Source organism: Nocardiopsis sp. NPDC057823 (genome assembly GCF_042797335.1).
Classification (GTDB): Bacteria; Actinomycetota; Actinomycetes; order Streptosporangiales; family Streptosporangiaceae; genus Nocardiopsis; species Nocardiopsis changdeensis.
The window spans coordinates 1-21,442 of sequence record NZ_JBHVLR010000011.1; the positions used below are offsets into that span (position 1 = coordinate 1).

25 protein-coding genes are annotated in these 21,442 nt (G+C 73.7%); 19 read left to right on the forward strand and 6 right to left on the reverse strand.

The genetic code is table 11. The features are described 5' to 3' along the window. Nucleotides 1-116: 116 nt before the first annotated feature. Entirely contained in the window at nt 117-776 is a 660-nt protein-coding gene (locus ACFVNO_RS18345) for a bifunctional 2-polyprenyl-6-hydroxyphenol methylase/3-demethylubiquinol 3-O-methyltransferase UbiG (RefSeq protein ID WP_355257470.1), read from the reverse strand. A 166-nt stretch (nt 777-942) separates the two neighbouring features. Then, on the reverse strand, nt 943-1,539 hold the full coding sequence (locus tag ACFVNO_RS18350) for a TetR/AcrR family transcriptional regulator (RefSeq protein ID WP_378893968.1): 597 nt from the start codon (nt 1,537-1,539) through the stop codon (nt 943-945). Nucleotides 1,540-1,735: 196 nt separating this feature from the next. Here ACFVNO_RS18350 and ACFVNO_RS18355 point away from each other — a divergent pair, with 196 nt between their 5' ends. After that, a complete protein-coding gene (locus ACFVNO_RS18355) occupies nt 1,736-3,373 on the forward strand; it encodes an MDR family MFS transporter (protein WP_378893971.1) in 1,638 nt (545 codons plus the stop codon). Between the two features lie 46 nt (nt 3,374-3,419). Here ACFVNO_RS18355 and ACFVNO_RS18360 read toward each other — a convergent pair whose 3' ends face one another. Next, nucleotides 3,420-3,869, reverse strand: a complete 450-nt coding sequence (locus ACFVNO_RS18360) for a GNAT family N-acetyltransferase (RefSeq protein WP_220564410.1) — start codon at nt 3,867-3,869, stop codon at nt 3,420-3,422. Between the two features lie 123 nt (nt 3,870-3,992). Further along, a complete protein-coding gene (locus tag ACFVNO_RS18365; RefSeq protein ID WP_378894277.1) occupies nt 3,993-5,288 on the reverse strand; it encodes a cell division protein DivIVA in 1,296 nt (431 codons plus the stop codon). Between the two features lie 391 nt (nt 5,289-5,679). On the opposite strand from ACFVNO_RS18365, the gene ACFVNO_RS18370 reads away from it, so the two are divergent. Continuing rightward, nucleotides 5,680-6,237, forward strand: coding sequence for a gamma carbonic anhydrase family protein (locus tag ACFVNO_RS18370; RefSeq protein ID WP_355257479.1), 558 nt, complete (start codon nt 5,680-5,682; stop codon nt 6,235-6,237). Nucleotides 6,238-6,354: 117 nt separating this feature from the next. On the opposite strand, the gene ACFVNO_RS18375 is transcribed toward ACFVNO_RS18370, so the two are convergent. Both ACFVNO_RS18375 and ACFVNO_RS18380 read right to left on the reverse strand, forming a co-directional pair. Continuing rightward, a complete protein-coding gene (locus ACFVNO_RS18375) occupies nt 6,355-7,242 on the reverse strand; it encodes an ABC transporter permease (protein ID WP_378893976.1) in 888 nt (295 codons plus the stop codon). 38 nt (nt 7,243-7,280) lie between these two features. Continuing rightward, entirely contained in the window at nt 7,281-8,261 is a 981-nt protein-coding gene (locus ACFVNO_RS18380) for an ABC transporter ATP-binding protein (protein WP_355257485.1), read from the reverse strand. 357 nt (nt 8,262-8,618) lie between these two features. Between ACFVNO_RS18380 and ACFVNO_RS18385 the strand changes: the two genes are divergently transcribed. The 17 genes from ACFVNO_RS18385 to ACFVNO_RS18465 all read left to right on the forward strand — a co-directional run bounded on the left by ACFVNO_RS18385 (nt 8,619) and on the right by ACFVNO_RS18465 (nt 21,418). Continuing rightward, on the forward strand, nt 8,619-9,359 hold the full coding sequence (locus ACFVNO_RS18385) for a bifunctional 2-polyprenyl-6-hydroxyphenol methylase/3-demethylubiquinol 3-O-methyltransferase UbiG (RefSeq protein ID WP_220564406.1): 741 nt from the start codon (nt 8,619-8,621) through the stop codon (nt 9,357-9,359). Further along, entirely contained in the window at nt 9,349-10,413 is a 1,065-nt protein-coding gene (gene lxmK, locus ACFVNO_RS18390; protein WP_220564405.1) for a class V lanthionine synthetase subunit LxmK, read from the forward strand. Before ACFVNO_RS18385 ends, lxmK begins: the two co-directional genes overlap by 11 nt. Next, entirely contained in the window at nt 10,410-11,366 is a 957-nt protein-coding gene (locus ACFVNO_RS18395; protein WP_355257489.1) for a T3SS effector HopA1 family protein, read from the forward strand. Before lxmK ends, ACFVNO_RS18395 begins: the two co-directional genes overlap by 4 nt. A 76-nt stretch (nt 11,367-11,442) precedes the next feature. Beyond that, a complete protein-coding gene (locus ACFVNO_RS18400) occupies nt 11,443-11,607 on the forward strand; it encodes an LxmA leader domain family RiPP (RefSeq protein WP_220564403.1) in 165 nt (54 codons plus the stop codon). A 195-nt stretch (nt 11,608-11,802) separates the two neighbouring features. Next, nucleotides 11,803-11,961, forward strand: coding sequence for an LxmA leader domain family RiPP (locus ACFVNO_RS18405; RefSeq protein WP_220564402.1), 159 nt, complete (start codon nt 11,803-11,805; stop codon nt 11,959-11,961). 25 nt (nt 11,962-11,986) lie between these two features. Then, on the forward strand, nt 11,987-12,151 hold the full coding sequence (locus ACFVNO_RS18410; RefSeq protein WP_220564401.1) for an LxmA leader domain family RiPP: 165 nt from the start codon (nt 11,987-11,989) through the stop codon (nt 12,149-12,151). Between the two features lie 25 nt (nt 12,152-12,176). After that, entirely contained in the window at nt 12,177-12,359 is a 183-nt protein-coding gene (locus ACFVNO_RS18415) for an LxmA leader domain family RiPP (RefSeq protein ID WP_220564400.1), read from the forward strand. Between the two features lie 29 nt (nt 12,360-12,388). Beyond that, complete coding sequence (locus ACFVNO_RS18420) at nt 12,389-12,565, forward strand: LxmA leader domain family RiPP (protein WP_220564399.1); 177 nt, start codon at nt 12,389-12,391, stop codon at nt 12,563-12,565. Between the two features lie 58 nt (nt 12,566-12,623). Then, nucleotides 12,624-12,800, forward strand: a complete 177-nt coding sequence (locus tag ACFVNO_RS18425; protein WP_220564398.1) for an LxmA leader domain family RiPP — start codon at nt 12,624-12,626, stop codon at nt 12,798-12,800. A 103-nt stretch (nt 12,801-12,903) separates the two neighbouring features. Further along, nucleotides 12,904-13,632 carry an ABC transporter ATP-binding protein gene (locus ACFVNO_RS18430; RefSeq protein ID WP_355257496.1) on the forward strand — a complete coding sequence of 243 codons (729 nt, stop codon included), beginning with the start codon at nt 12,904-12,906 and terminating at the stop codon, nt 13,630-13,632. Then, a complete protein-coding gene (locus ACFVNO_RS18435; RefSeq protein WP_355257499.1) occupies nt 13,629-14,456 on the forward strand; it encodes an ABC transporter permease in 828 nt (275 codons plus the stop codon). The genes ACFVNO_RS18430 and ACFVNO_RS18435 overlap by 4 nt, the downstream gene beginning before the upstream one ends. A gap of 35 nt (nt 14,457-14,491) precedes the next feature. Then, nucleotides 14,492-15,487 (forward strand): LLM class flavin-dependent oxidoreductase, encoded by a 996-nt coding sequence (locus tag ACFVNO_RS18440; protein ID WP_355257502.1) that lies wholly within the window; start codon nt 14,492-14,494, stop codon nt 15,485-15,487. Then, nucleotides 15,480-16,097, forward strand: coding sequence for a flavoprotein (locus ACFVNO_RS18445; protein ID WP_355257505.1), 618 nt, complete (start codon nt 15,480-15,482; stop codon nt 16,095-16,097). Before ACFVNO_RS18440 ends, ACFVNO_RS18445 begins: the two co-directional genes overlap by 8 nt. Next, entirely contained in the window at nt 16,091-17,044 is a 954-nt protein-coding gene (locus ACFVNO_RS18450) for a hypothetical protein (RefSeq protein ID WP_355257508.1), read from the forward strand. Before ACFVNO_RS18445 ends, ACFVNO_RS18450 begins: the two co-directional genes overlap by 7 nt. Then, on the forward strand, nt 17,041-18,327 hold the full coding sequence (locus ACFVNO_RS18455; protein ID WP_355257511.1) for a pitrilysin family protein: 1,287 nt from the start codon (nt 17,041-17,043) through the stop codon (nt 18,325-18,327). Before ACFVNO_RS18450 ends, ACFVNO_RS18455 begins: the two co-directional genes overlap by 4 nt. Next, nucleotides 18,327-19,634 carry a pitrilysin family protein gene (locus ACFVNO_RS18460; protein WP_355257514.1) on the forward strand — a complete coding sequence of 436 codons (1,308 nt, stop codon included), beginning with the start codon at nt 18,327-18,329 and terminating at the stop codon, nt 19,632-19,634. Before ACFVNO_RS18455 ends, ACFVNO_RS18460 begins: the two co-directional genes overlap by 1 nt. After that, on the forward strand, nt 19,631-21,418 hold the full coding sequence (locus ACFVNO_RS18465; protein ID WP_355257517.1) for an ABC transporter ATP-binding protein: 1,788 nt from the start codon (nt 19,631-19,633) through the stop codon (nt 21,416-21,418). The genes ACFVNO_RS18460 and ACFVNO_RS18465 overlap by 4 nt, the downstream gene beginning before the upstream one ends. Nucleotides 21,419-21,442 lie beyond the last annotated feature (24 nt).

The window sequence follows — 21,442 nt, forward strand, 5'->3', positions numbered from 1 at the left end:
GGGGCCCCGCGGCGGGCCCCCGGGCCCCCCCGCCGCGTCGGCGGCCCGGGGGGGGGTTCCGGGGGCCGGTTCGGGCCCCCCCGGCCGCCGGGGGGGGGGGGGGGCGGACCCCGGTGTCAGGCGCGGCGGCGGGCGCGCAGGACCACGTCGTGGATGGTGTACTCGGTGCCGTTGTAGACGGCCGGGCGCGGCCGCTCCTCCAGGGTCACCGTCTCCCAGCGGTCCTCGGGGACCAGGGCCGCCATCTCCTCCAGGGTCGGGAACATCTCCGGCCACGGCGGGCGCGGCACCCCGTCCTCCAGGTCGCGCAGGGCGTGGGATACCAGCAGCAGGGTCCCGCCCGGGGCGACCGCCGCGGCCAGCCCGCCGAACACCTCCGCCCGCCGCTCCGGGCGCGGCGGCAGGTAGTGCGAGGTCACCAGGTCGTAGGCGCCCTCCGGCGGCACCCAGGCGTAGATGTCGGCCTGCCGCCACGTGATCCGGGCGGCGGCCTCGGGCACCTGCTCGGCGACCCGGGCGGCCGCCTTCTCCAGGGCCACCGCGGAGATGTCCGTGGCGGTCACCTCCCAGCCCCGCTCGGCCAGCCACCGGGCGTCGTCGCCCTCGCCGCTGCCGACCTCCAGCGCCCGGCCCGGCTCCAGGCCGGCCGCCTCGGCCACCAGTGCGACGTTGGGGTTCCCGCTCCAGATCCGCTCCGGCGCGGCGAAGCGCTCGTCCCAGTACTCCGCGCGGAACATCTCCGGCGGGGGCGCGTCGGGGAACTGCTCATCGGTCATCGTCGACCACCTCCACGACCAGACTCACCATCGGGGCCCCGGTACGCCACTCTCCTTGCCGATCCGGCAAAACAGGGCCCGCAGGCCGTCCTTCGAGGGCGGTGGCGGGCGTCGGCGGGCGACAGGCGGAGGACGGCGGCCGGGAGGTACCGGGCGGCAGGCGGGGTCACTCCCCGGAGAAGTCCTCCAGGCACAGGTCGAGCAGCGCCTCGACGCGCCGGGTGAGGTCCTCCCGGGCCTGGGCGCGCAGCGCCGTGGCGCCCTCGACCAGGCGGACCCGGGTGATGCCCAGCATCAGCGCGGTCACCAGGGAGGCGTTCGCGCGCGCTCCGGTGCCGCCGCCGAGGTAGGCCTCCAGCGGGTCGATCAGGGCGCTGGTGATGCGCCCCTGGTAGACCGCCTGGAGGTCGGGGTCGCCCGCCGAGTGGTCCAGGGCGCGCTGGAGGGCGCTGCTCTCGCCGTGCAGGCGGCTCACCACGTGCTCGGCCAGCCGCCGGGTGAGGGTGTCCCGGTCCCCCTCGATCAGGCCGGGGAAGACGCCGTCCTCGCGCAGGATCTCGGTGAGCAGACCGCGCTTGGCGCCGAAGTAGCGGTTGATCAGGGCGACGTTGACCCCGGCGTGCGCGGCGATCTTGCGCGAGGACACGGCGCCGTAGCCCTCCTCCGTGAAGAGCTCCCGGGCACTGGCCAGGATGCGCTCTCTGGTCGCCTCGCGGCCGCGGGCGGGCCCGGCACCGCTTCCGGTTTCGTCCGTACCGTCCATCTCCACACCCTTCGGCGGACCTGCTCTGACTGTGCGGATTCCAGGTTGACACCCCGGCTGCCGGTTCGCCTACCGAATCGTCCCCGGTGATATCGACTTGACAAGGTCAACACCGTTTACCTATACCTGGAGATGGACATTCCGCCCCCGGCAATACGCCGCGGGGCCTTTCGTGTGTCCGGGATGAGGGATCTCGTTGGAACAGGCAGTACGCAGTGCATCCGTCCCCCGTACCCCGGAACCGCCCGATCCCCACGCCCAGGTCCTCCCCTCCCCCAGGGTGGTCCGGCGCATCATGGTCGGCCTCGTCCTGGCGATGCTCACCTCGATGCTCACCAACTCCATCATCGGCACCGCGCTGCCGACGATCATGGGCGAACTCGGCGGGCAGGACCGGCTGGCGTGGGTGGCGACCGCCGCCCTGCTCACCATGACCGCCTCGACCCCCGTGTGGGGCAAGCTCTCCGATATCTGGGGCCGCAAGCTGCTGTTCCAGGTGTCCCTGGGCATCTTCATCGTCGCGTCGGTCGCGGCCGGGCTGGCCCAGGACATCAACTGGCTGATCGCCGCCCGCGCCCTCCAGGGCCTGGGCGTGGGCGGTCTGGCCACGCTGCCCAACATCATCCTGGGCGACGTGGTGGCCCCCCGCGAGCGCGGCCGCTACAGCGGCCTCATCGGCATGGTGTTCGGGGTGTCCACGGTGCTCGGGCCGCTGGTCGGCGGGTTCCTGGTGGACAGTCCGCTGGGGTGGCGCTGGTGCTTCCTGATCACGGTGCCGCTGGCGGTGTTCGCGTTCGTGGTCATCCAGTTCATGTTCACCATGCCGTTCACGCCCCGGCGCGACGCCCCGGTCGACTACACCGGCGCCGCCCTGATCTTCGGGGCGGCCAGCACCGCGATCGTGCTGCTCAGCCTGGGCGGCACCCAGATCGCCTGGACCTCGCCTCTCGCGATCGGCCTGGGCGCCGCCGCGGTGCTGCTGACGGCGGGCGCGGTGGTCGTGGAGCGGCGGGCGCGCGAGGCGATCATCCCGGCCCGGCTGTTCCGCGACCGGACGTTCGTGCTGTCCTCGGCGGCGTCGGTGTGCGTGGGCATGATGATGTTCGGCCTGATCATCTACATGCCGCAGTACCTCCAGATGGTCCACGGGATGAGCCCGACCGTGTCGGGGATGATGACGCTGCCGCTGGTGGCGGCGTTCCTGGTCACCTCGATCGGCTCCGGGTACGCCGTGAGCGGCAGCGGCCGCTGGAAGGCCTACCCGGTCGTCGGCATGGTGCTGTGCGTGGTCGGGTTCGTGCTGCTCTCCCTGGCGCACCTGGACCCGGGTCTGACCTCGGTGGTCGTCGGGCAGGCCCTGGTGGGACTGGGCTTCGGCCTGAACATGCAGCTCCTGCTGCTGGCCACGCAGAGTTCCCTGCCCACCGCCGACATGGCCGCGGGCACCGCCTCGGTGGTGTTCTTCCGCAACCTGGGCGGGGCCACGGGCGTGGCGGCGTTCGGCGCGGTAATGGTCGGGCGGCTCAACACCGAGCTGGCGGCCGCGGTGGCGGCGGCCCGGGAGCGGGCGGCGGCCGACGCCGCGGGCGGGACCGACTCGGGCGCCGCGGAGCTGGCGGAGCAGCTGGCCGGGGCGGGCCGGGCGGCCCAGGGTTCGCCGGAGCTGGTGCACGCGCTGCCGGGCCCGGTGCGCGACGTGATCGTGGGCGCGTTCGACCACGCGATGCAGGGGGTGTTCCTGGCGGGCGTGCCCATCGCCGTGCTGGGCCTGGTCGCGGTGGCGTTCATGCGGGGCGTGCCGCTGCGCGGCGGTCCCCCGGCCAGGGGCCGGTAGCGCCGCCGGGGCACCGCGGGCCCGGAGCGGGCACCCGGGGCACGGGTCAGAGGTAGCGGCGGAAGCCCTCGGCGGAGTCGGAGAAGCCGAGGGCCCTGTAGAACTCGTGGGCCCCCCGCCTGCTCTCGTGGGACAGCAGCTCCACCTTGTAGCACCCGGCCCGGGAGGCGCGGTCCAGCGCGTCCTCCATCAGGGCCCGGCCGATGCCGCGGCGGCGCAGGTTCGGGTCGACGACGAGGTTGTCGGCCACGGCCCAGGGCTGGGCGTCGTGGGTGAGGTTGGCGACCACCAGCAGGTCGAGGGTGCCGATGATCTGGCCCCGCTGCTCGGCGACCAGGACGGTGCGGTCCGGGTCGTTCTCCATCCGGGTCCAGGCGCGCACGGCCGCGGAGGACATGCGGACGTGAGCGCTCTGCGTGTGGGTCGTATCGCCGAGTTCGCGGAGGAGACGCAGAATCGCACCGAGGTCGGACCGGATGGCCGCGCGGATAATCATGGCTTCCGGAATGGTAGCCGACCTCCCGCGACAAGGCGGACGTCGCCCTACAACCGGACATAAAACACCAGGGGTGGGGACCTCGGCCCCCACCCCGGAATCGTCGTGCGCGCGGCGCCGGCGCTACGGCTTGCGGATGACCCGCACGCCCTCGTCGCCCGACGGCGGCTGGCCGCCCTCCGGACGCCGGTAGATGCCGGTGATGCCCGGGTCGCCGCCGGGCTCGGCGGAGGCCGGGGCCTGCGGCCCGGTGCCCTGCGGAGCCTGCGGCCCGGTGCCCTGCGGGGCCTGCGGGCCGCCCTCGGGGGCGGGGCCGGTGAACCGCGCGCCCTGCGGGGGACGCGGGGCCTCGGCCTGCGGACCCTTGGGCTCCTGGCCCTGGGCCTGCGGCCGCGGGTTGGGCTTGATCCGCACCGTGGACTCGTCCGGGACCTCGGGAAGGGAGGTGATCCGGATGGTGGCCTCGTCCGGAGCCGGCTCCGGCTTGGGGGCCTCCGCGGGCTTGGCGGGCTGAGCGGGCTTGGCGGCCTCGGGCGCGGGCTTGGCCGGCTCCGGCTCGGCGGGAGCGGGCTTGGCCGCCTCCGGCTTGGGCTTGGGCGTGAAGACCTCGGTCCTGGCCTCGACCTGGGCCGCGGGCTCCGTCGCGACCGGGCCGGGCGCCTTGGCGGCCTCCGGCGCGGGCTTGGCGGGTGCGGACTTGGCCGCCTCCGGCTTGGCGGGCGCGGGCTTGGCGGGCGCGGGCTTGGCCGGTGCCGGGGAGACGTTCTCCTCACGGGTCAGGCCGGTCTCCAGCGCCCCCGCCTTGTCCTCCGCCGCGACCAGGTCGGCCAGCGTGGAGTGCATGTCGCGCAGGCGGCGCAGCGCCTCGGAGTGCGTCGCGGTCAGCGTCGCGAGCCTGCGGTCGGCGGTGTCGTGGATCTTCTTGGCCCGCGCCTCGGCCTCGCCCAAGCGGCGCTCGCCCTCCTGGCGGGCCTGCTCGCGGAGCTGGTCCGACTCCTTCTTGGCGCCGGTGACCATCTCGTTGGCCTCCGAGCGCGCGGAGGAGATGATGCGCTCGGCGTGGTCCTCGGCGTCCTTGCGGAGCTTGGCGATCTCCTCCTGGGCCCGCTTCCGGGCCTCCTGCACCTCGGAGTCCACCTTGGCCCGGCGCTCGTTCGCCTCCTCCTCCGCGATGCGGAGGATCTCGGCCATGCGCTCGCTGATCTGCTCGTGCTCGGGCTTGGTCTGGGCCTTCTCACGGGCGACCGCCAGGTCGCGCTTGTACTGCTCCAGCTCGTCGTCCATCTGGTTGAGACGCTGGCGCAGACTCTGGTTGTCGTTGTTCAGACGAATGAAGCGCTCGTCGACCGACGCCTTGTCGTAACCGCCCTTGCGCACCGTCGGGAACATGTCCTGTTGCAGTCCGCTACCCGGCAACATATCGCTCATGTGCCTTTCATGTCCTAGTACACCGTCATCGGCTGCACGTCGCAGCTGGTGAGACTTGCCCCGTACCCCATTGTCCGGTGAACACCCGCAAGCCCGTGTAAAGCATGCTCCGTGGGCGAGTGTCCTTTTTCACCGCGACCTCGACCGCACGAGGGGAACGGCCGGGCGCGGAGCGTCACACTGTGGACGACCGAACGACCACGGTAGGCACACGCCGCGACACCCCGTCAAGGGTCCCGAGGGGGACATCGGCGTGCGGCCTACGATCACGTTCTTACTAAGGTATGCGCGATCATCCCCGCGCGGGGGCGGAGCGGTCAACTTCGCCGCCTTCCGCACCGCCGTGAGGGCCGGTGCACGCTCCACCGAAAGGAAGCACGACATGGGCAGTGGGACCGAAGGCCGCGAGGCGGCCCCCGGGCCGCGGATCGGGGAGGCCGGGTTCGGCACCCCGCGGATCCACCCCGACGCCTGGATCGCCCCGGGCGCGGTCGTGGTCGGCCGCGTCCGGCTGGGCGCGGACAGCAGTGTCTGGTACGGATCGGTCCTGCGCGCCGACACCGAGGACATCGTGGTGGGCGAGCGCGTGAACATCCAGGACCAGTGCGGCCTGCACTCCGACCCGGGCCAGCCGGTGGAGCTGCACGACGGCGTCAGCCTGGGCCACAAGGCGATGGTGCACGGCGCGATCGTCGAGGAGGGCTCGCTCATCGGCATCGGCGCGATCGTCATGGGCGGGGCCCGGGTGGGCAGGGGCGCCTTCGTCGCCGCCGGCGCGCTGGTGCCGCCGGGCAAGACCGTGCCGCCCGGCACCCTGTGGGCGGGTGTCCCCGGCAAGGTCGTCCGGGAGCTCGACGACGACGACCGGGCCGTGCTGGAGTACACCTCCGTCCACTACGCGCAGCTCGCCCGGGAACACGCCGGGGTCACCTGGCGCTGAGCCCGGCCGGACACCGGAACGCGGAACGGGCCCGGGAACGCACGGCGTCGTGCGCTCCCGGGCCCGCTCCGCCCTCGGGGCGGGGCGACCCGTGTCGGGGTCGTGTCGGGGCCGTCGTCAGGACCGGCGCGGGTCCCAGCGGAAGAACCGGTGGGCCAGGAACGCGAACACCGCGATCCAGAAGAGCTGCACGCCGATGGCGGGCAGGGCGTTCACCCACAGCTCGGCGAAGCCGGCGTCGTGCAGCTCCTGGATGGAGCCGAAGGCGTCCGCGCCCAGGAAGCCGGAGCGCAGCATGTCCACGGCCGGGGCGATCGGGAGGAAGCGCAGGACGGTGGCCAGCGAGTCGGGCATGACGTCCAGGGGGATCATCACGCCGCCCAGGACCAGCATGCCGAGCATCGGCACCATGGAGACCATCTGCGCGGTCTCGCCGTTGCGGACCAGCGGGGAGATGAGGGTGCCCAGCAGCGCCATGGACACCGAGGACAGGAGCAGTGCCAGCGCCATCATCACCGGGTCGGCGGGGAGCCGGTCCGCCATCACCCCGACCAGGGCGAGGAAGACGGCGCCCACGACCAGGCAGAGCAGGGTGACCAGGGCGACCATCGAGGTGTGGACCGCCGCCGGGCGCACCCCGCTCACGCGCAGCCGCTTGAGGACCAGGGCCTCGCGGCGCATGGTCAGGACGTTGGCGGGGTGGACCAGGCCCAGGGTGGTCGCGATGGCGACCAGGGTGCCGGGCAGCAGGTAGTGGACGGACAGGACGCCGGGCACCAGCTCCGTGGGCTCCATCACCGCGAAGGGGAGCAGGAAGGCGCCGGGCAGGGCCAGGTACATCAGCGCGGTCTTGTACCGCAGGAAGAGCCGGAACTCGGTCCGGGCGAGGACGGAGACCTGCTGGAAGAGGCCGCTGGGGCGGCGGGCCTCCGGGGTCACGGGGTCGGGGTCGGCGGGGGCCGGAGCGGCCTCGCGCGCCGTGTCCGGGATGAGGGTGTGCGTCATGGGGTGCTCCTGATTCCGTAGCGGGTTGGATCGGGGGTCTACTCGTCGCCCTCGTCGGCGATCCGGAGGAACACGTCCTCCAGGGTCACGCCGCGGACCTGGAGGTCGGCGAGCTCCAGGTCGTTGTCGCGCGCCCACTCGACCAGCGGGGCCAGCGCCCGGTAGGCGCGGTGCGGGCCGGCCTCGCCGCGCACGGTGTAGGAGACGTGCAGGTGCCCGTCCCGGGTCTCCAGGCCGGGCCGCTCGCCGGACAGGGTCGGCAGGTCGCCGCTGCGCACGCCCGCGGGGACCCGGAACCCGATGTGGTCGCCGTACTCGGCGAGGACGGACCCGATGGTGCCCTCCACCCGGATCTCGCCGCGGTGCATGATGGCGAGCCGGTCGGCGAGCTGCTCGACCTCGTCCAGGTAGTGGGTGGTGAGCAGGATCGCGGTGCCCTGCTCCTTGAGGTCGGAGATGATCTTCCAGGTGTCCCGGCGGCCCTCGGGGTCCATGCCGGTGGTGGGCTCGTCGAGGTAGAGCACCTCGGGCCGGGTGACCAGTGCGGAGGCCAGGTCCAGGCGGCGCTTCTCGCCGCCGGAGAGCTGGCGGACCATGGTGTCGGCCTTGTGCGCCATGCCGACCGTCTCCAGGAGCTCGGCGGCGTCGCGCGGGCGGGAGGCCAGGCCGACCGTGAAGTCCAGCGTCTCGCGGACCGTGAGGTCGTCGAAGAGCCCGCTGCCCTGGAGCACGGCGTTGGCGCGCTCGCGGATCTGGGAGGGCTGGCCGTAGGGGTCCACGCCGAACACCCGGACGGTGCCCGCGCTGGGACGGCGGAAGCCCTCCAGCGTCTCGATGGTGGTGGTCTTGCCGGCGCCGTTGGTGCCCAGCAGGCCGAACAGCTCGCCGGGGCGGATCTCGAAGGAGATCCCCTTGACGGCCTCGAAGTCGCCGTAGCGCTGGCGCAGGTCCCGCACCTCGACGACGGGGCCGGCGGTTCGGCGGTCGGTTTCCTTGTTCTTTTTCGCGGTTTGTGCCATGCCCCCTTTTCTACCTCGATGGAACGGCACGATCAATATCATTCACCGCACCCGTACGCGAAGCACGGAATATTTTTTCGCGCACTCCCCGAACGGCCTGGAAACCGGTTGGACCAAAGACCAGGACCCGGCCAATCCTTCGACCAGAAGCCCTCTGATCTGCGACGATCACACCATAGCAAACCTCCGCGCAAAACGGGTCAAACCCACCCGAGAATTCCTCGACCTTGGATTGGAACAGGAATGGAAAGACGGGCAGCGCATTCACCGGGGCGCGGGTCCAGGATGGTGACAACGAAAGAGCGGGACACACCGAAGGCGAACGGGAAAGGACAGGGCGGAGCCGCCCGGAGAGCCATGCAGACGGCGAATATTTACGGGGACTCCCTGGCGGGGGTCTACGACATGATCTACCCGGCGAGCCCCCTGGCCGACCAGGCCGCGGAGTTCATCGCGGGCCTGGCCCCGGGCGGCAGCGTCCTGGAGCTGGGCGTGGGCACCGGCCGCGTCGCCCTGCCGATGGCGGCCCGGGGCCTGCGGGTCACCGGGATCGACGCCTCCGAGGAGATGCTCCGCAAGCTGCGGGAGAACGACCCCGAGGGCCGGATCACCGCCGTGGCCGGCGACTTCTCCGAGGAGCTGCCCGAGGGCTCCTTCGACGTCACGGTCAACCCGCTCAACACGCTCTGCATGGTCAGCGACGCGGAGAAGCAGCTGGCCACCCTGCGCCTGATGCGCTCGCGCACCGCCGACGACGGTGTGGTGGTCCTGGAGACCTACAACCCGCTCATCTACCACGGGCTGGACGAGGGCACCAAGACCGAGGCCCAGCACCTCCAGGACGGCACGGTCGGCCTCTACACGACCTACGTCGACCGGATGGCGCAGCTCGCGGTCATCGTCCGCACCTTCGTCGGAGACGAGAACTCCCGCCTGGTCGAGCTGAGCCGCTACGTCTGGCCCTCGGAGCTGGACCTCATGGCCCGCCTGGCCGGCCTGCGACTGCGCGAGCGGTACGCGGGCTGGAACCGGGAGCCCCTCACCCACCACAGCCAGTCCTTCGTGTCCGTCTACGAGGTGAACCCCGATGGCGAGTAAGCCCACCACCTTCGACCCCATCCCCCTGGAGGACGTCCCCGAGGTCACCGCCCTGCTGGAGCGGAACGGCTTCGGCGGGTTCGTCGAAGACACCCTGACCTCCTACCTGGGCCGCAACGACATCTGGGCCGGCGAGACCGAATCCGGCCGGGGGGTGTTCGTCAAGCGCCTCAACGGACCGGCCGAGGACGTCCGCGCCCGCCTGGAGCGCATCGCCCTGGTCGACGGCCTCACCGCCGACAGCCCCGACCTGGTCGGCCCCCGCGTCCACGCCGTGGACACCGAGCACGGCCTGGCCGCCTTCGAGCTGCTGGAGGACGTGGTCAACGGCGCCGACCTGGCCCGGGACGACCTCTTCACCGAGGAGATGTCCGAGCAGGCCGGACGCGCCCTGGCCGCCCTCCACTCCCTGGAGGTGCCCGAGGAGCTGAGCGCCGGCGCCCGCCCCGCCGACCCGCCGCGCACCCTGGACTCGATCGACCTGGAGACCTACGCGGCGGCCAGCGCCGGCGAACTGGACCTGTGGCGGCTGCTGCACGACGACGGGGAGGTGGCCTCCGCCCTGGCGGTGCCCCCCGGCGGCGCCGGACGGCACCGCACCGGGCTCGTCCACGGCGACCTGCGGCTGGACCAGTTCCTCAGCGACGGCGACGTCCTGTACCTCACCGACTGGGAGGAGATCCGCCCGGGCGACCCGGCCTCCGACATCGGCGCGTTCGCCGGCGAGTGGCTGCACCGCGGCGTCATGGCGATGACCTCCTCCCCCGAGGACCCGATCTCGGGCGGCGCCCGCCGCTTCGAGCTGCTGCGCAGCAACATCGAGGCGTTCTGGGCCGCCTACCTGGAGGCCCGGCCCGAGGCCCGCGGCGACATCGACCTGGCGGTCAGGGCCACGGCCTACGTCGGCCACCACCTGTTCAACCGGGTGCTGGCCGCGGCCCAGCACGCCGCCTACCTGACCCCCCTGAACAAGGCCGCCGCGGGTGTGGGGCGACGCGCCCTGCTGAACCCGCAGGGCTACGCCCCCGCGATCGGATTCGGAGAACGAGTGTGAGTGCGACGACCACCGCGCCCCCGCTGGCGGAACCGCTGCGGCGGGCCCTGGACGAGATCGACTTCGCCCCCGACGGCAAGGAGGGGGAGGTCCGCGGGCACCGGTTCGAGGGGACCGACGCCAAGCACCTGACCGCCTCCCTGGCCAACGCCCTCTACCTGGCCCTGCACACCGGCCGGCCGCCCCGCGCCGCCAAGCGCAACCCGGCCGTCAGCGACCCCCGCATGGTCGAGGCCCTGCGGGAACGGGTCCCCCACGACACGAGCGTCATGGAGGTCCCCGGCACCGCCGCCGACGGCGGCGCGCAGGACGAGGTCGTGGTCCGCCTGGGCGGTGTCCGGGTCCGGGTGCCGCGCGCCGGGGTCGAGGAGGCCCCGGGCGGGTCCCGCATCCGCATCCCGTCGGTGCTGCCGCGGCGCTCCCCCGGCTTCCTGATGGTCCACGGCTCCCGCGGGCACTCCCTGGACGGCGGGGACATCCTCCGCCTGTACCTGAGCGTCCCCGACCACCTCGGCGCCCCCGGCGTCTGGGGCCGAGCGCTCACCCTGCTGGAGGAGGCGGGCGTCCGCTACCAGGCCAAGGCCCTGTCCACCCGGTCGTCCTACCCGCGCAACGACGCGATCGTCGTCTACCTCGGCAGCTCCTCCTGGCCGGCGGTCCCCGCCCTGGTGGAGGGGTTGCGCGGCACCGAGGGCCTGGGCACCGGAGCCTCCCTCTACACCGCGCCCCTGGCGCCCGGCGTCGCCTGGGCCTGGGAGCCGGACGACGGGCAGCTGCGCGACCGGACCCTCAGCTTCGGCCAGCACCGCTCACGGCTGATCGCCGAGGGCCTGGTCCGGGCGGTCCGCGAGGGCACCGACCGCGCCGCGGAGGCGGCCCGCTCCCTGGAGGAGGGCGGGGTGCCGGCCGGAGCCCTGCACCGCGGGCACGGCTCGCCCGACATCGGCCTCTGACGGCCGCACGAACTTCCGGGGCCGGGCCACCGCGCCCCGGGACACCAGAGGAAAACACCCAACGAAAGGACACCGCATGAGCGAGAAGACGCTGTTCGAGGGCGCCGACGACTACACCACCCCGGCCGAGATCGTCGAGGAGAACGACGTCGAGAACCCCGAGGCGTCCCCCGCCTCGATCGCGTCCGCCATCGGCAGCTTCAACGCGAGCCTCGCGCTCACCAACACCTTCGGCTGCTGACGAACCCCTTCGGGAGGCGAGGGCCGTGACCACCGGTTCCGAGTCCACCCCACCCACGTCGGGAAACGGGGGCGTCGCCGACGCCCCCTCCATCCCCGACTTCCTGGCGGGCTTCACCGTCGGTGAAGCCCCGCCGGTAACCCCCCGCCGGCACGGACCGGACAACGAAGAGCACACGGAAGAGAAGGAACGGACATGACCGAGAAGAACCTGTTCGAGGGCGCCGACGACTACACCACCCCGGCCGAGATCGCCGAGGAGACCGACGTCGAGAACCCCGAGATCACCCCCACCATCTCGTTCGTCTCCGGCGCCGCGGCCAGCGCGGCCGCCACCAAGGCCATCGGCTGCTGAACCGCCGACCCGAAAGGACACGGACATGACCGAGAAGAACCTGTTCGAGGGCGCCGACGACTACACCACCCCGGCGGAGATCGCCGAGGAGCACGAGGTCGAGAACCCCGAGATCACCCCCACCGTCACCATCTCGTTCGTCTCCGGCGCCGCGGCCAGCGCCGGGGCCACCAAGGCCCTGGGCTGCTGAGCCACCGTCTCGGAAGGACACGGCCATGAGCACCGAATCCCTGATGGGCGGGGCGGACGACTACACCACCCCGGCCGAGATCGCCGGCTCCGCCGAGAGCGAGGTGCCCGAGGTGTCGCTCATCCCGATCACCACGCTCCCCGCCACGACGCTGCCGACCACCGGGCCGGCGACGACCGTGATCACCACTCTGCGCGTCGGCTGCTGACACCCCTGCGGCAGGAAGGAAGGAACGGCATGAGCACCGAATCCCTGATGGGCGGCGCGGACGACTACACCACCCCGGCCGAGATCGCCGACTCCGCCGAGTCGGAGTCCCCGGAGGCGACGCTCGCACCGACCCCCACGCTCCCGACCACCCTCCAGCCGGTCACCAGCGTCACCGTGACCACCACCCTCCGGGTCGGCTGCTGACCGCGGTCCGCACCGATCCGTTCCACCAGGAAACACAACACACGAAAGAAGGAATGACATGACCGAGCAGAACCTCTTCGAAGGCGCCGACGACTACACCACCCCGGCCGAGATCGCCGACTCCGCCGAGTCGGAGAACCCCGAGGTCACCCCGACCGTGGTCGTCTCCATCGCGGTCAGCGCCAGCGCCGCCTCCGGTGCCTCCGTCAGCGGCACCAAGTACTGGGGCTGCTGATCACCTGATCACCCCCTGAAGGAATGAACCGCCCGGGGCCGCCGAGCCGAGCGCATCGGCGGCCCCGCGGTCATCTCCCGACGAGAGAGAGGAAGGCACGTCGATGTCCCCACTGGTCAGGGCCGCCGGTCTGCGGATGGCCTATGGAGCGCGCGAGGTCCTGCGCGGCGTGGACCTCGACGTCCACCGGGGCGAGGTGCTCGCCCTGCTGGGCCCCAACGGGGCCGGCAAGAGCACCACCATGGAGATCCTGGAGGGCCTGCGACGGCGGACCTCCGGAACGGTCGAGGTGCTGGGCCGCGACCCCGGCGACGCGGACGACGCCTGGCGCGGACGCATCGGCGTCGTGCTCCAGTCCTGGCGCGACCACGCCGACTGGCCGGTGGACGCCCTGCTCCGGCACGTCGCCCTCTACCACGACGACCCGGCCGACCCGGCGGAGCTCACCGCGCGGTTCGGCCTCACCGACTTCTCGGACCGGCGGGTGCGCGAGCTGTCCGGCGGGCAGCGCCGCCGTATGGACCTGGCCCTGGCCGTGGCCGGCCGCCCCGAGGCGCTGTTCCTGGACGAGCCCACCGTCGGCCTGGACCCCCGGTCGCGCCGCGCCTTCCACGACGCGGTCCGCTCGATCGCCGCCGAGGGCGTCGCCGTCCTGGCGACCACCCACGACATGGCCGAGGCCGAGCGCATCGCCGACCGGATCGCCGTCCTGGTCGCCGGGCGGATCACGTTCGACGGCCCCGGCGAGGAGCTCGCCGCCGAACACGGCACCGGCTCCCTGGAGGACGCCTACCTGGCCCACCTGGACTCCCGAGAGGGGATCGCACCGTGAACCGCCGCGCCCTGCGGGCGGGGGCGGACCGGTTCCGCACCGGCGCCCGCCTCGCCCTCGCCTCCCCCGACCGCCTGCTGCTGGACTTCCAGCTGCTCTTCGTCCTGGTCTACGGGACGACCTGCATGGTGGCCGCCCCCCGCGAGGACTCCGACTTCTTCATCACCTCCCCGTCGAGCCTGGCCATGACCTTCCTGATGCTGGTCATGGTGCAGTCGGGGACCTTCGCCGTCGCCCAGGCGGTCCTGGCGGCGCGGGCCGACGGCACCCTGCTGCGGCTGCGGCTGCTGCCCGGCGGGCTCCAGGCCTACGTCGTGGAGAAGTGCCTGCACGTCCTGGCGGTGAGCGCCGTGTCGATCGGCGCCCTGCTGGGCCTGGCGTTCACCGTCGGGGGCCTGTCCGCGGGCGGCCCGGCCGCCCTGCCCGGCGCCCTCGGCTCCCTCGTCCTGGGCCTGCTGTTCTTCGTGGCCCTGGGCCTGCTCCTGGGCGCGGTCCTGCCCGCCGGGGGCGACCTGCTCTCCTACTCGGCGCTGGCCGTGTACGTCCCGGCCGCGCTGGCGGGCACCGGGGCGGCCGCGTTCTTCCCCGAACCGCTGCGGGCCGCCGTGCGGGTCCTGCCGTTCGAGTGGATCGCCAACGGCGTCGACGCCGGGCTGACCGGCGGCACGCCCCTCGGGTTCGGCGGCGCCGACACCTGGAACCCGCTCGCCGCGGCCGCCGTGACGGCCGTCTGGACGGCCCTGCTGCTCGCCGCCGCCGTCCCCCTGCTGCGCCGGATGACCCGACGCGCCTCGGGCTCGGCCCCGGACCGGACCCGGACCTGACCCCACCCCCGCGCCATCGGAAGGAAGAGATCGCCATGTCGGCCCGAGCGCACCTGAGCGTGATCCAGCCCCAACAGCCCGAACGCCCCCAGCTCGTCGAACCCGTGGCGAAGCTGGTCCAGGAGACCGCCCTGCACCGGCTGTGGATGGGGCAGTCCCTGAACGCCGAGACCCACCAGGTCCTGGCCTACCTGGCCGGGCGCGGCCACCGCGTCCCCGTCGGCATCGGCGTCACCCTGATGCCGCTGCGGCACCCCTTCGAGGCGGCCGTCCAGGCCCGCAGCCTGGCCCGCATCACCGGCAAGCCCGTGGTGGTGGGCTACGGCCCGGCCACCCCGGGCCTGGTCGGCGCGCTGCGCGGGCGGCCCTACGACACCCCGGCGCGGACCTCCGCCGAGTACGCCCTGGCCGTCCGCGACCTGCTCGACGGCGGCCCGGCCGAGGAGTCCGTGAACGAGGCGTTCCACCAGGGCGAGGGCCTGGTCCTGCCGGAGATCGGCCGGTTCCCCCGCGTCGAGGTGGGCCTGGGCGTGCTGCGCAGCGGGATGGCCCGCCGGGCCGGGGGCGCGGCCGACGTCGCCATCACGTGGCTGACCCCCGCCCACCACGTGCACGACACCATCGCCCCGGCGCTGGCCGAGGGCGCCGCACGGGCCGGGCGGCCCGCCCCGCCGCGGATCGCCACCGTGGTCCACGCGGCGATCGCGCGCCCGGGCCGCGACCCGCGGCGGCTGGCGCTGCGCGGGGCGAGCACCCACCTGGGCCTGCCGCACTACACCGAGATGCTGCGCAGGGCGGGGGTGCCGGCCGACCCCGCCGACCCCGAGTCGGGCGCCGCCGCCCTGGTCGACAAGGGCGTGTACCTGTACGGGACCCCGGAGGAGGTCGCCAAGGGCCTGCTCGACTACGAGCACGCCGGGGTGAGCGAGATCGTCGTCAACCCCGCCGGGGTCGTGAACACCGAGGGCATCCGCTCGGCCGTCGCCGACGTCCGGGAGATCGCCCAGGCATGGGAGGAGCTCCGTGGCTGAGGAGGCACCGCACCCCGACCTGTTCCCCGAACTCGGGGCCGAACGCCTGCTGGTCATCGTGACCGGCTCGCTGGCGGCCACCCACATGACGTCCTGGTCCCCCTGGCTGAGCATGGGCTACCCGCGGCTGCGCCGCCGGGTGGTGCTGACCTCGTCGGCGACCCGGTTCGTGTCCCACACCGCGCTCACCGCGATGGAGCCCAACCCGGTGCTGGTGGACGCCTGGTCCGACGACCCCACCGAGAAGCCGCTGCACGTGGACCTGGCCGTCTGGCCGGACGCCGTCATCGTCTACCCGGCGTCGTTCCACTTCCTGGCCCGGTTCGCCGTGGGCCTGGGCGACACCCCGGCGATGCTCGCGCTCCAGTGCACGTCCGCGCCGGTGGCCGTCGCGCCGTCCGTGCCCCCGGGCGCGGCCGGATCGCTGGTGTACCGCAAGCACGTGGAGGCGCTGCGCGAGCGCGACAACGTGGTGGTGGTCGACCCGGTCCCGGGGATGAGCGCGCACACCGGCGGCTACGACGCCGCCGTCGCCGCCCCGCTGCCCGACGTCCTGACCGGCGTGGAGTCACTGCGCCGCGCCCTGGTGGGGGTGGGGACGCCGTGCTGACCAGGATCGTCGACGACTTCGGCACCGCCTACGTGCACACGACCGTGCTGCACACCATCACCGACGGGTTCGTGTGGATCCGCAACAGCGGCATCGACCGCTCGGTGCCCATCGGCACCGCCCCCATCCGGCTGCGCCGGCCCCTGGAGGACCTGCCCGGCTCCGTCCGGGCCCGGGTGGACCTGCCGCCCGACCCGGGGCAGACCTGGCGGGTCTTCTCCGCCCCCGGCCCGTCCTCGGTGGCCAAGCGGATGCTCCAGGAGGAGGCGGACGTCACCGGCCCGGGCGGCCTGATGACCGGGACCGGCGAACTGCTGTCCCGCATCCACGCCCTGCCGGTCCCCGCCGAGCCCGTCCTGGCGTCCCCGCAGGGTCCCGCCCGGCTGCTGCGGTGGCTGGAGAGCGGCCGGGGACCGCACGCCGCCGCCCACCTGCACCGGGTCGCCGGGCGGGTGCTGGGCCGACGGCGGCTCGACCTGGCCCGGGAGTGGTGCGAGGACCTGGCCCGGTACGGCCGGGACGTCCCCGGCGCCCTGCTGCACGGGGCGCCCGGCCTGGGAGTGCTCATCCCCTCGGTCTCCTCCGGGTCCGAGGGCGTCCTGCTCACCGGCGAGGAGCTGGCGGTGGGCCCGGCCGAGTTCGACCTCGGATGGCTGGCCGGGGAGCTGGTGGAGCACCGCGAGGTCGTACCGGCCTCCCGGGAGGAGGTGGGCCGCCTGCTGGACCGCCTGCTCGCCGGGTACGGGCCCGGCCCGGACCTGGACGCGGTCGGGCGCTACGCCGCCCTGCGGGTCCTGGTCCACGTGCACGACTTCTGCGCCTACGTGGGCTGGCACGCGTCGGTCGACTCCCACCTGGAGGTGGTGGCCGACGCCTTCGACCGGCACGGGGCCGGGCTGCTGGACCACACCACCGGAACCATCGGAACGGAGGACACCCGGCGATGACCACCGCCACCGCACCGCCGCGCACCCTGCACCGGACCCTGTCCAACGGGCTGCGCGTCCGCGTCCTCCCGCTGCGCTCGGTGAGCGCCGTGGGGATCGCCCTGCACTTCGGCACCGGCTTCCGGTCCGACCCCCCGGAGTTCCCCGGGCTCGCCCACCTGGTGGAGCACCTGCTGTTCCAGGGCGACGGCGCGGCCGGGCACTTCACCGGCATCGAGGCCCTGGGCGGGTTCTGCAACGCCTCCACCCGGCAGGACTACACCGACTACTACACCGTCGTCCCCTCCGACCACGCCGAGGAGATGCTGGCCCTGGAGGCCCGGCGCGTCCGCGAGCCGGAGATCACCGAGGCGGGTCTGCGCACCCAGATCCGGGTCATCGAGGAGGAGATCGGTGCCAAGGGCCGCAAGCCCTACGGCCGGTTCCCGTGGCCGTCGCTGTCGCCGGTGCTGTTCCGGTCCTACGCCAACGCCCACGACGGGTTCGGCGACCCGGCGGCGCTGTCCCGGGCCACGCTGGAGGACTGCCGGGGCTTCCTGGAGGAGTACTGCACGGCGTCCAACGCGGTGCTGACCGTCAGCGGCGACATCGACCCGCTGCGGGCGCTGGACCTGGCCGAGGCCCACTTCGGGACGCTCCCGGCCCGGCCCGCACCGCCGCGCCCGCACCACTGGGAGCCGGAGCCCGAGGGGACCGTGACGGGCACCGCGCACGACCCGCTGGCGGCCCGGCCCGGGTTCGCCCTCGGCTACCGGACCCCCGACGCCGCGGTCGACCCGGCGGCGCACTTCGGTCTGGCCCTGGTCGCCGAGCTGCTGGCCGGCGGCCCCGGGGCGCTGGTGCCGCGCCGCCTGGCGGAGGTCACCGGGCAGGCCCTGGGGGTGTCGGCCCGCGACGGGCTCTTCGACCTGCTGGACGCGCGCGACCCCGACATGTGGGTCCTGTCCGCGGTCCACCCCGCCGACGTGGAGCGCGACGTGATCCTCGACGCCGTCCGCGGGCAGGTCGGGCGGCTGGCCGAGCACGGCCCCACGGACACCGAGCTGGCCCGGGCGCGGGCCCGGCGGCTGGCCGCCTTCCACCGCCGGACCGACCAGCTCGCCGCCCGCACCCGCGCGGTCGGCCGCGGTGAGCTGCTGTTCGGCGACGGCGACCTGCCGGCGACCGTCCACCGCGGCTTCACGGAGGCGACCGCCGAGGACGTCGCCGCCGCCGCCCGGCTGCTGACCCGGGAGCACCGCGCCCTGCTGGTGCTCTCCCCCGGAGAAGGAGGGGAACACTGATGCGCGTCCACGACCTGCGGAGCCGGACCCTGCCCAACGGGCTGCGCGTGTGCTGCCTGCCGCACGGGGACACCCCCCTGGCGGAGCTGCGGATGGTGGTCCCCGGGACGAGCCGGACGCCCGGCGAGCTGTTCCGGGCCCAGCTGCGGGCCTCGCTCGCCGTCCTGCACACCGGGGCGGGCGACACCTCCCGCGAGGACCTGGAGTCCTCCGCCGTGGAGGTGCACGGCTCCGCCTCGCCCTGGGCGACCGTCCTGTCGGGGGGCTGCGGCACCGCCGACCTCGACCGGACGCTGCGCTACCTGGCCGAGGCGGTGCGCTCACCCGACATCGACCCCGGGGAGGCGGAGCGGGAGTACGGGCGCCAGCGCGCCCTGCTGGAGGCGTCCGCCGCGTACCCCCAGCACCGGGCGGTCGACGGCCTGTACCGGGGGCTCTACGGGGACCACCTGGCGGGCAACCGGGCGGGCGCCGGGCGCCACCCGCTGCCCGCCGAGCCCTCCGCCGAGGACCTGCGGGTCCCCGCGGGTACCTGGGGCCCCCGGGGGGCGATGCTGCTCGTCGTGGGCGGCTCCCTGGACGCCGAGGAGGTCTTCGCGGCCGTCCACGGCGCCTTCGGCGGCTGGGACTCCCCCGCCCCCGGGTGGGTCGTGCCCCCCGTCCCCGCGCTGGCCCCGGGCGCGCCCGCCGTGGTCCACGTCCCCGGCACCGACCGGGCCCACGTGAGACTGCGCGCCGACGCGGTGTCCAGCGAGGACGACCGCTACGCGCCCCTGTTCCTGGCCCTGAACACCCTCAGCGGCGGGGCCGTGTCCACCCGCCTCAGCCGCAACCTGCGCAACGACCACGGCTACGTGTACGGCGTCAACGCCTACGTCGACTCCTTCCCTGGCGCGAACCTCATCGCGGTGGAGGCCGAGACCGCGGCGGCCACCGCCGGCCCGGTCCTGGCCGGGATCGCCGAGGAGCTGTCCGGGATGGTCCTGGACCCGCCCACGGAGGAGGAGTTCCGCGCGGCGCAGCGGTTCGCCGCCGGATGCATGCGCACCCGCCTGACCTCGCTGGCCGAGGTCACCGGCAGCCTCATGGACATGGCCCTGAACGGCGAGGACCCCATGCGGCTCGCCGACTTCGCCGACCAGCTGGCCCGGGTGACCCACGACGAGGTCGTGGACGTCTCCCGGGAGTTCTTCCGTCCCGAACGCTTCACCGGGATCGTCTGTGGCGACGCCTCCCTACTCGGAACCCCGGAGCCGCTCACCGCACCCACCACACCCCACCAACCGGCCGAGGAGGTCGTCCTGTGAACACCGACGCGCCCGCACCCGAACCCCCGGTGGGCCTGCGCGGCCTGCTGTCCTACGCCCGGCCGCACTCCCTCGCCCTGTGGTCCGGCGGCCTGATCACCACCGTCGCCGCGCTGCTCACCCTGGCCCAGCCGATGGTCGCCAAGTACTTCCTGGACGGGATGGCGGTGGGCGGGGGCCCCGACGTCGCGCTCATCCTGGTGCTGTCCGCGCTGCTGGTGTTCGCGACGGTCCTGGCCTCCGTCGGCAACTACCTGACCGAGCGCACGGCCGAGGGCATCGTGCACGGGGTGCGCCGCGACCTGGTGCGGCGCATCATGCGGCTGCGCATGTCGGTGCTCGACCACGGCAGCCCCGGCGACCTGCTCTCCCGGGTGGTGTCCGACAGCAACCAGCTGCGCACCGCGACCACCCGCGACCTGGTGGACCTGTTCATCGGCGCGCTCCAGTTCGTCGGCATCATCGTCCTCATGGGCTACCTCGACCTGGGGCTGCTGGCCCTGCTGCTGGCCGTGGTCGTGGTGGTCGGCTTCGCGTTCGGGGCCGTCGTGCCGCGCATCCGGCGGGCCAGCCTGAACGTCCAGGAGGCCCTGGGCGAGATGGGCTCGACCCTGGAGCGGTCGCTGAACTCGCTGCGCACCATCAAGGCCAGCGGTTCGGAGGAGCGCGAGATCGCCGTCGTGACGGCCGCCTCCGAGCGGGCGCTCCAGCAGGGGAAGCGGGCCGCGGTGTGGTTCTCCGCCGGGAGCATGTCCACCGGGCTGCTGGTCCAGGTGTCGTTCCTCATCATCCTGGGTGTGGGCGGGGCCCGCGCCGCCACCGGCGGCCTGGACCTGTCCGTCCTGGTGGCGTTCCTGCTGTACCTCTTCTACCTGACCGGTCCGATCACCCAGCTGACCAGCTCGATCAGCGGCCTCCAGGCGGGCCTGGCCTCGCTCCAGCGCATCCGCGAGGTCCAGGCGATGCCGAACGAGGAGGAGACCGGCGCCGGGAGCTGGACCCCGGCGTCCGCCGACCGGCCCGCGTCGGTGTCCTTCCGCAACGTGCGGTTCGGGTACGACCCGCAGGTGCCCCTGTTCGAGGAGCTGACCTTCGACGTCCCCGCCGGGGGCATGACCGCGTTCGTCGGCCCCTCCGCGGCGGGCAAGAGCACGGTCTTCTCACTGGTCGAGCGGTTCTACGAGCCCCAGGCCGGCAGCGTCCGGATGGACGGCCGGGACATCACCGAGTGGCCGCTGGACCGGTTGCGCGCCGGGATCGGGTACGTGGAGCAGGAGGCCCCGGTGCTCTCCGGCACCCTGCGCGAGAACCTGCTGATGGCCGCCCCCGAGGCCACCGAGGAGGAGCTGGCCGACATCATCTCCCGCACCCGCCTGGAGGGGCTGGTCGGCCGGCTGGAGAACGGGCTGGACACCCTGGTCGGCCACCGCGGCGTCGCCCTCTCCGGCGGCGAGCGCCAGCGGGTGGCGATCGCCCGGGCCCTGCTGCGCCGTCCCCGGCTGCTCCTGCTGGACGAGGCCACCTCCCAGCTCGACTCGATCAACGAGCAGGCCCTCCAGGAGACCATCCGGGAGGCGTCGCGGATCACCACCGTGATGGTGATCGCCCACCGGCTGGCGACCGTGCGCGAGGCGGACCGCATCCTGGTCCTGGAGCGCGGCCGCATCCGGTCGACGGGCACCCACGAGGAGCTGGTGGAGTCCGACGAGCTGTACATGGAGCTGTCCATGCACCAGTTCGCCGGCGCCGAGGCCGCCCCGGTGGGGGCCGGTGCGCAGGGCTGACCCCGCGCCCCGGGCGCCGGGCGT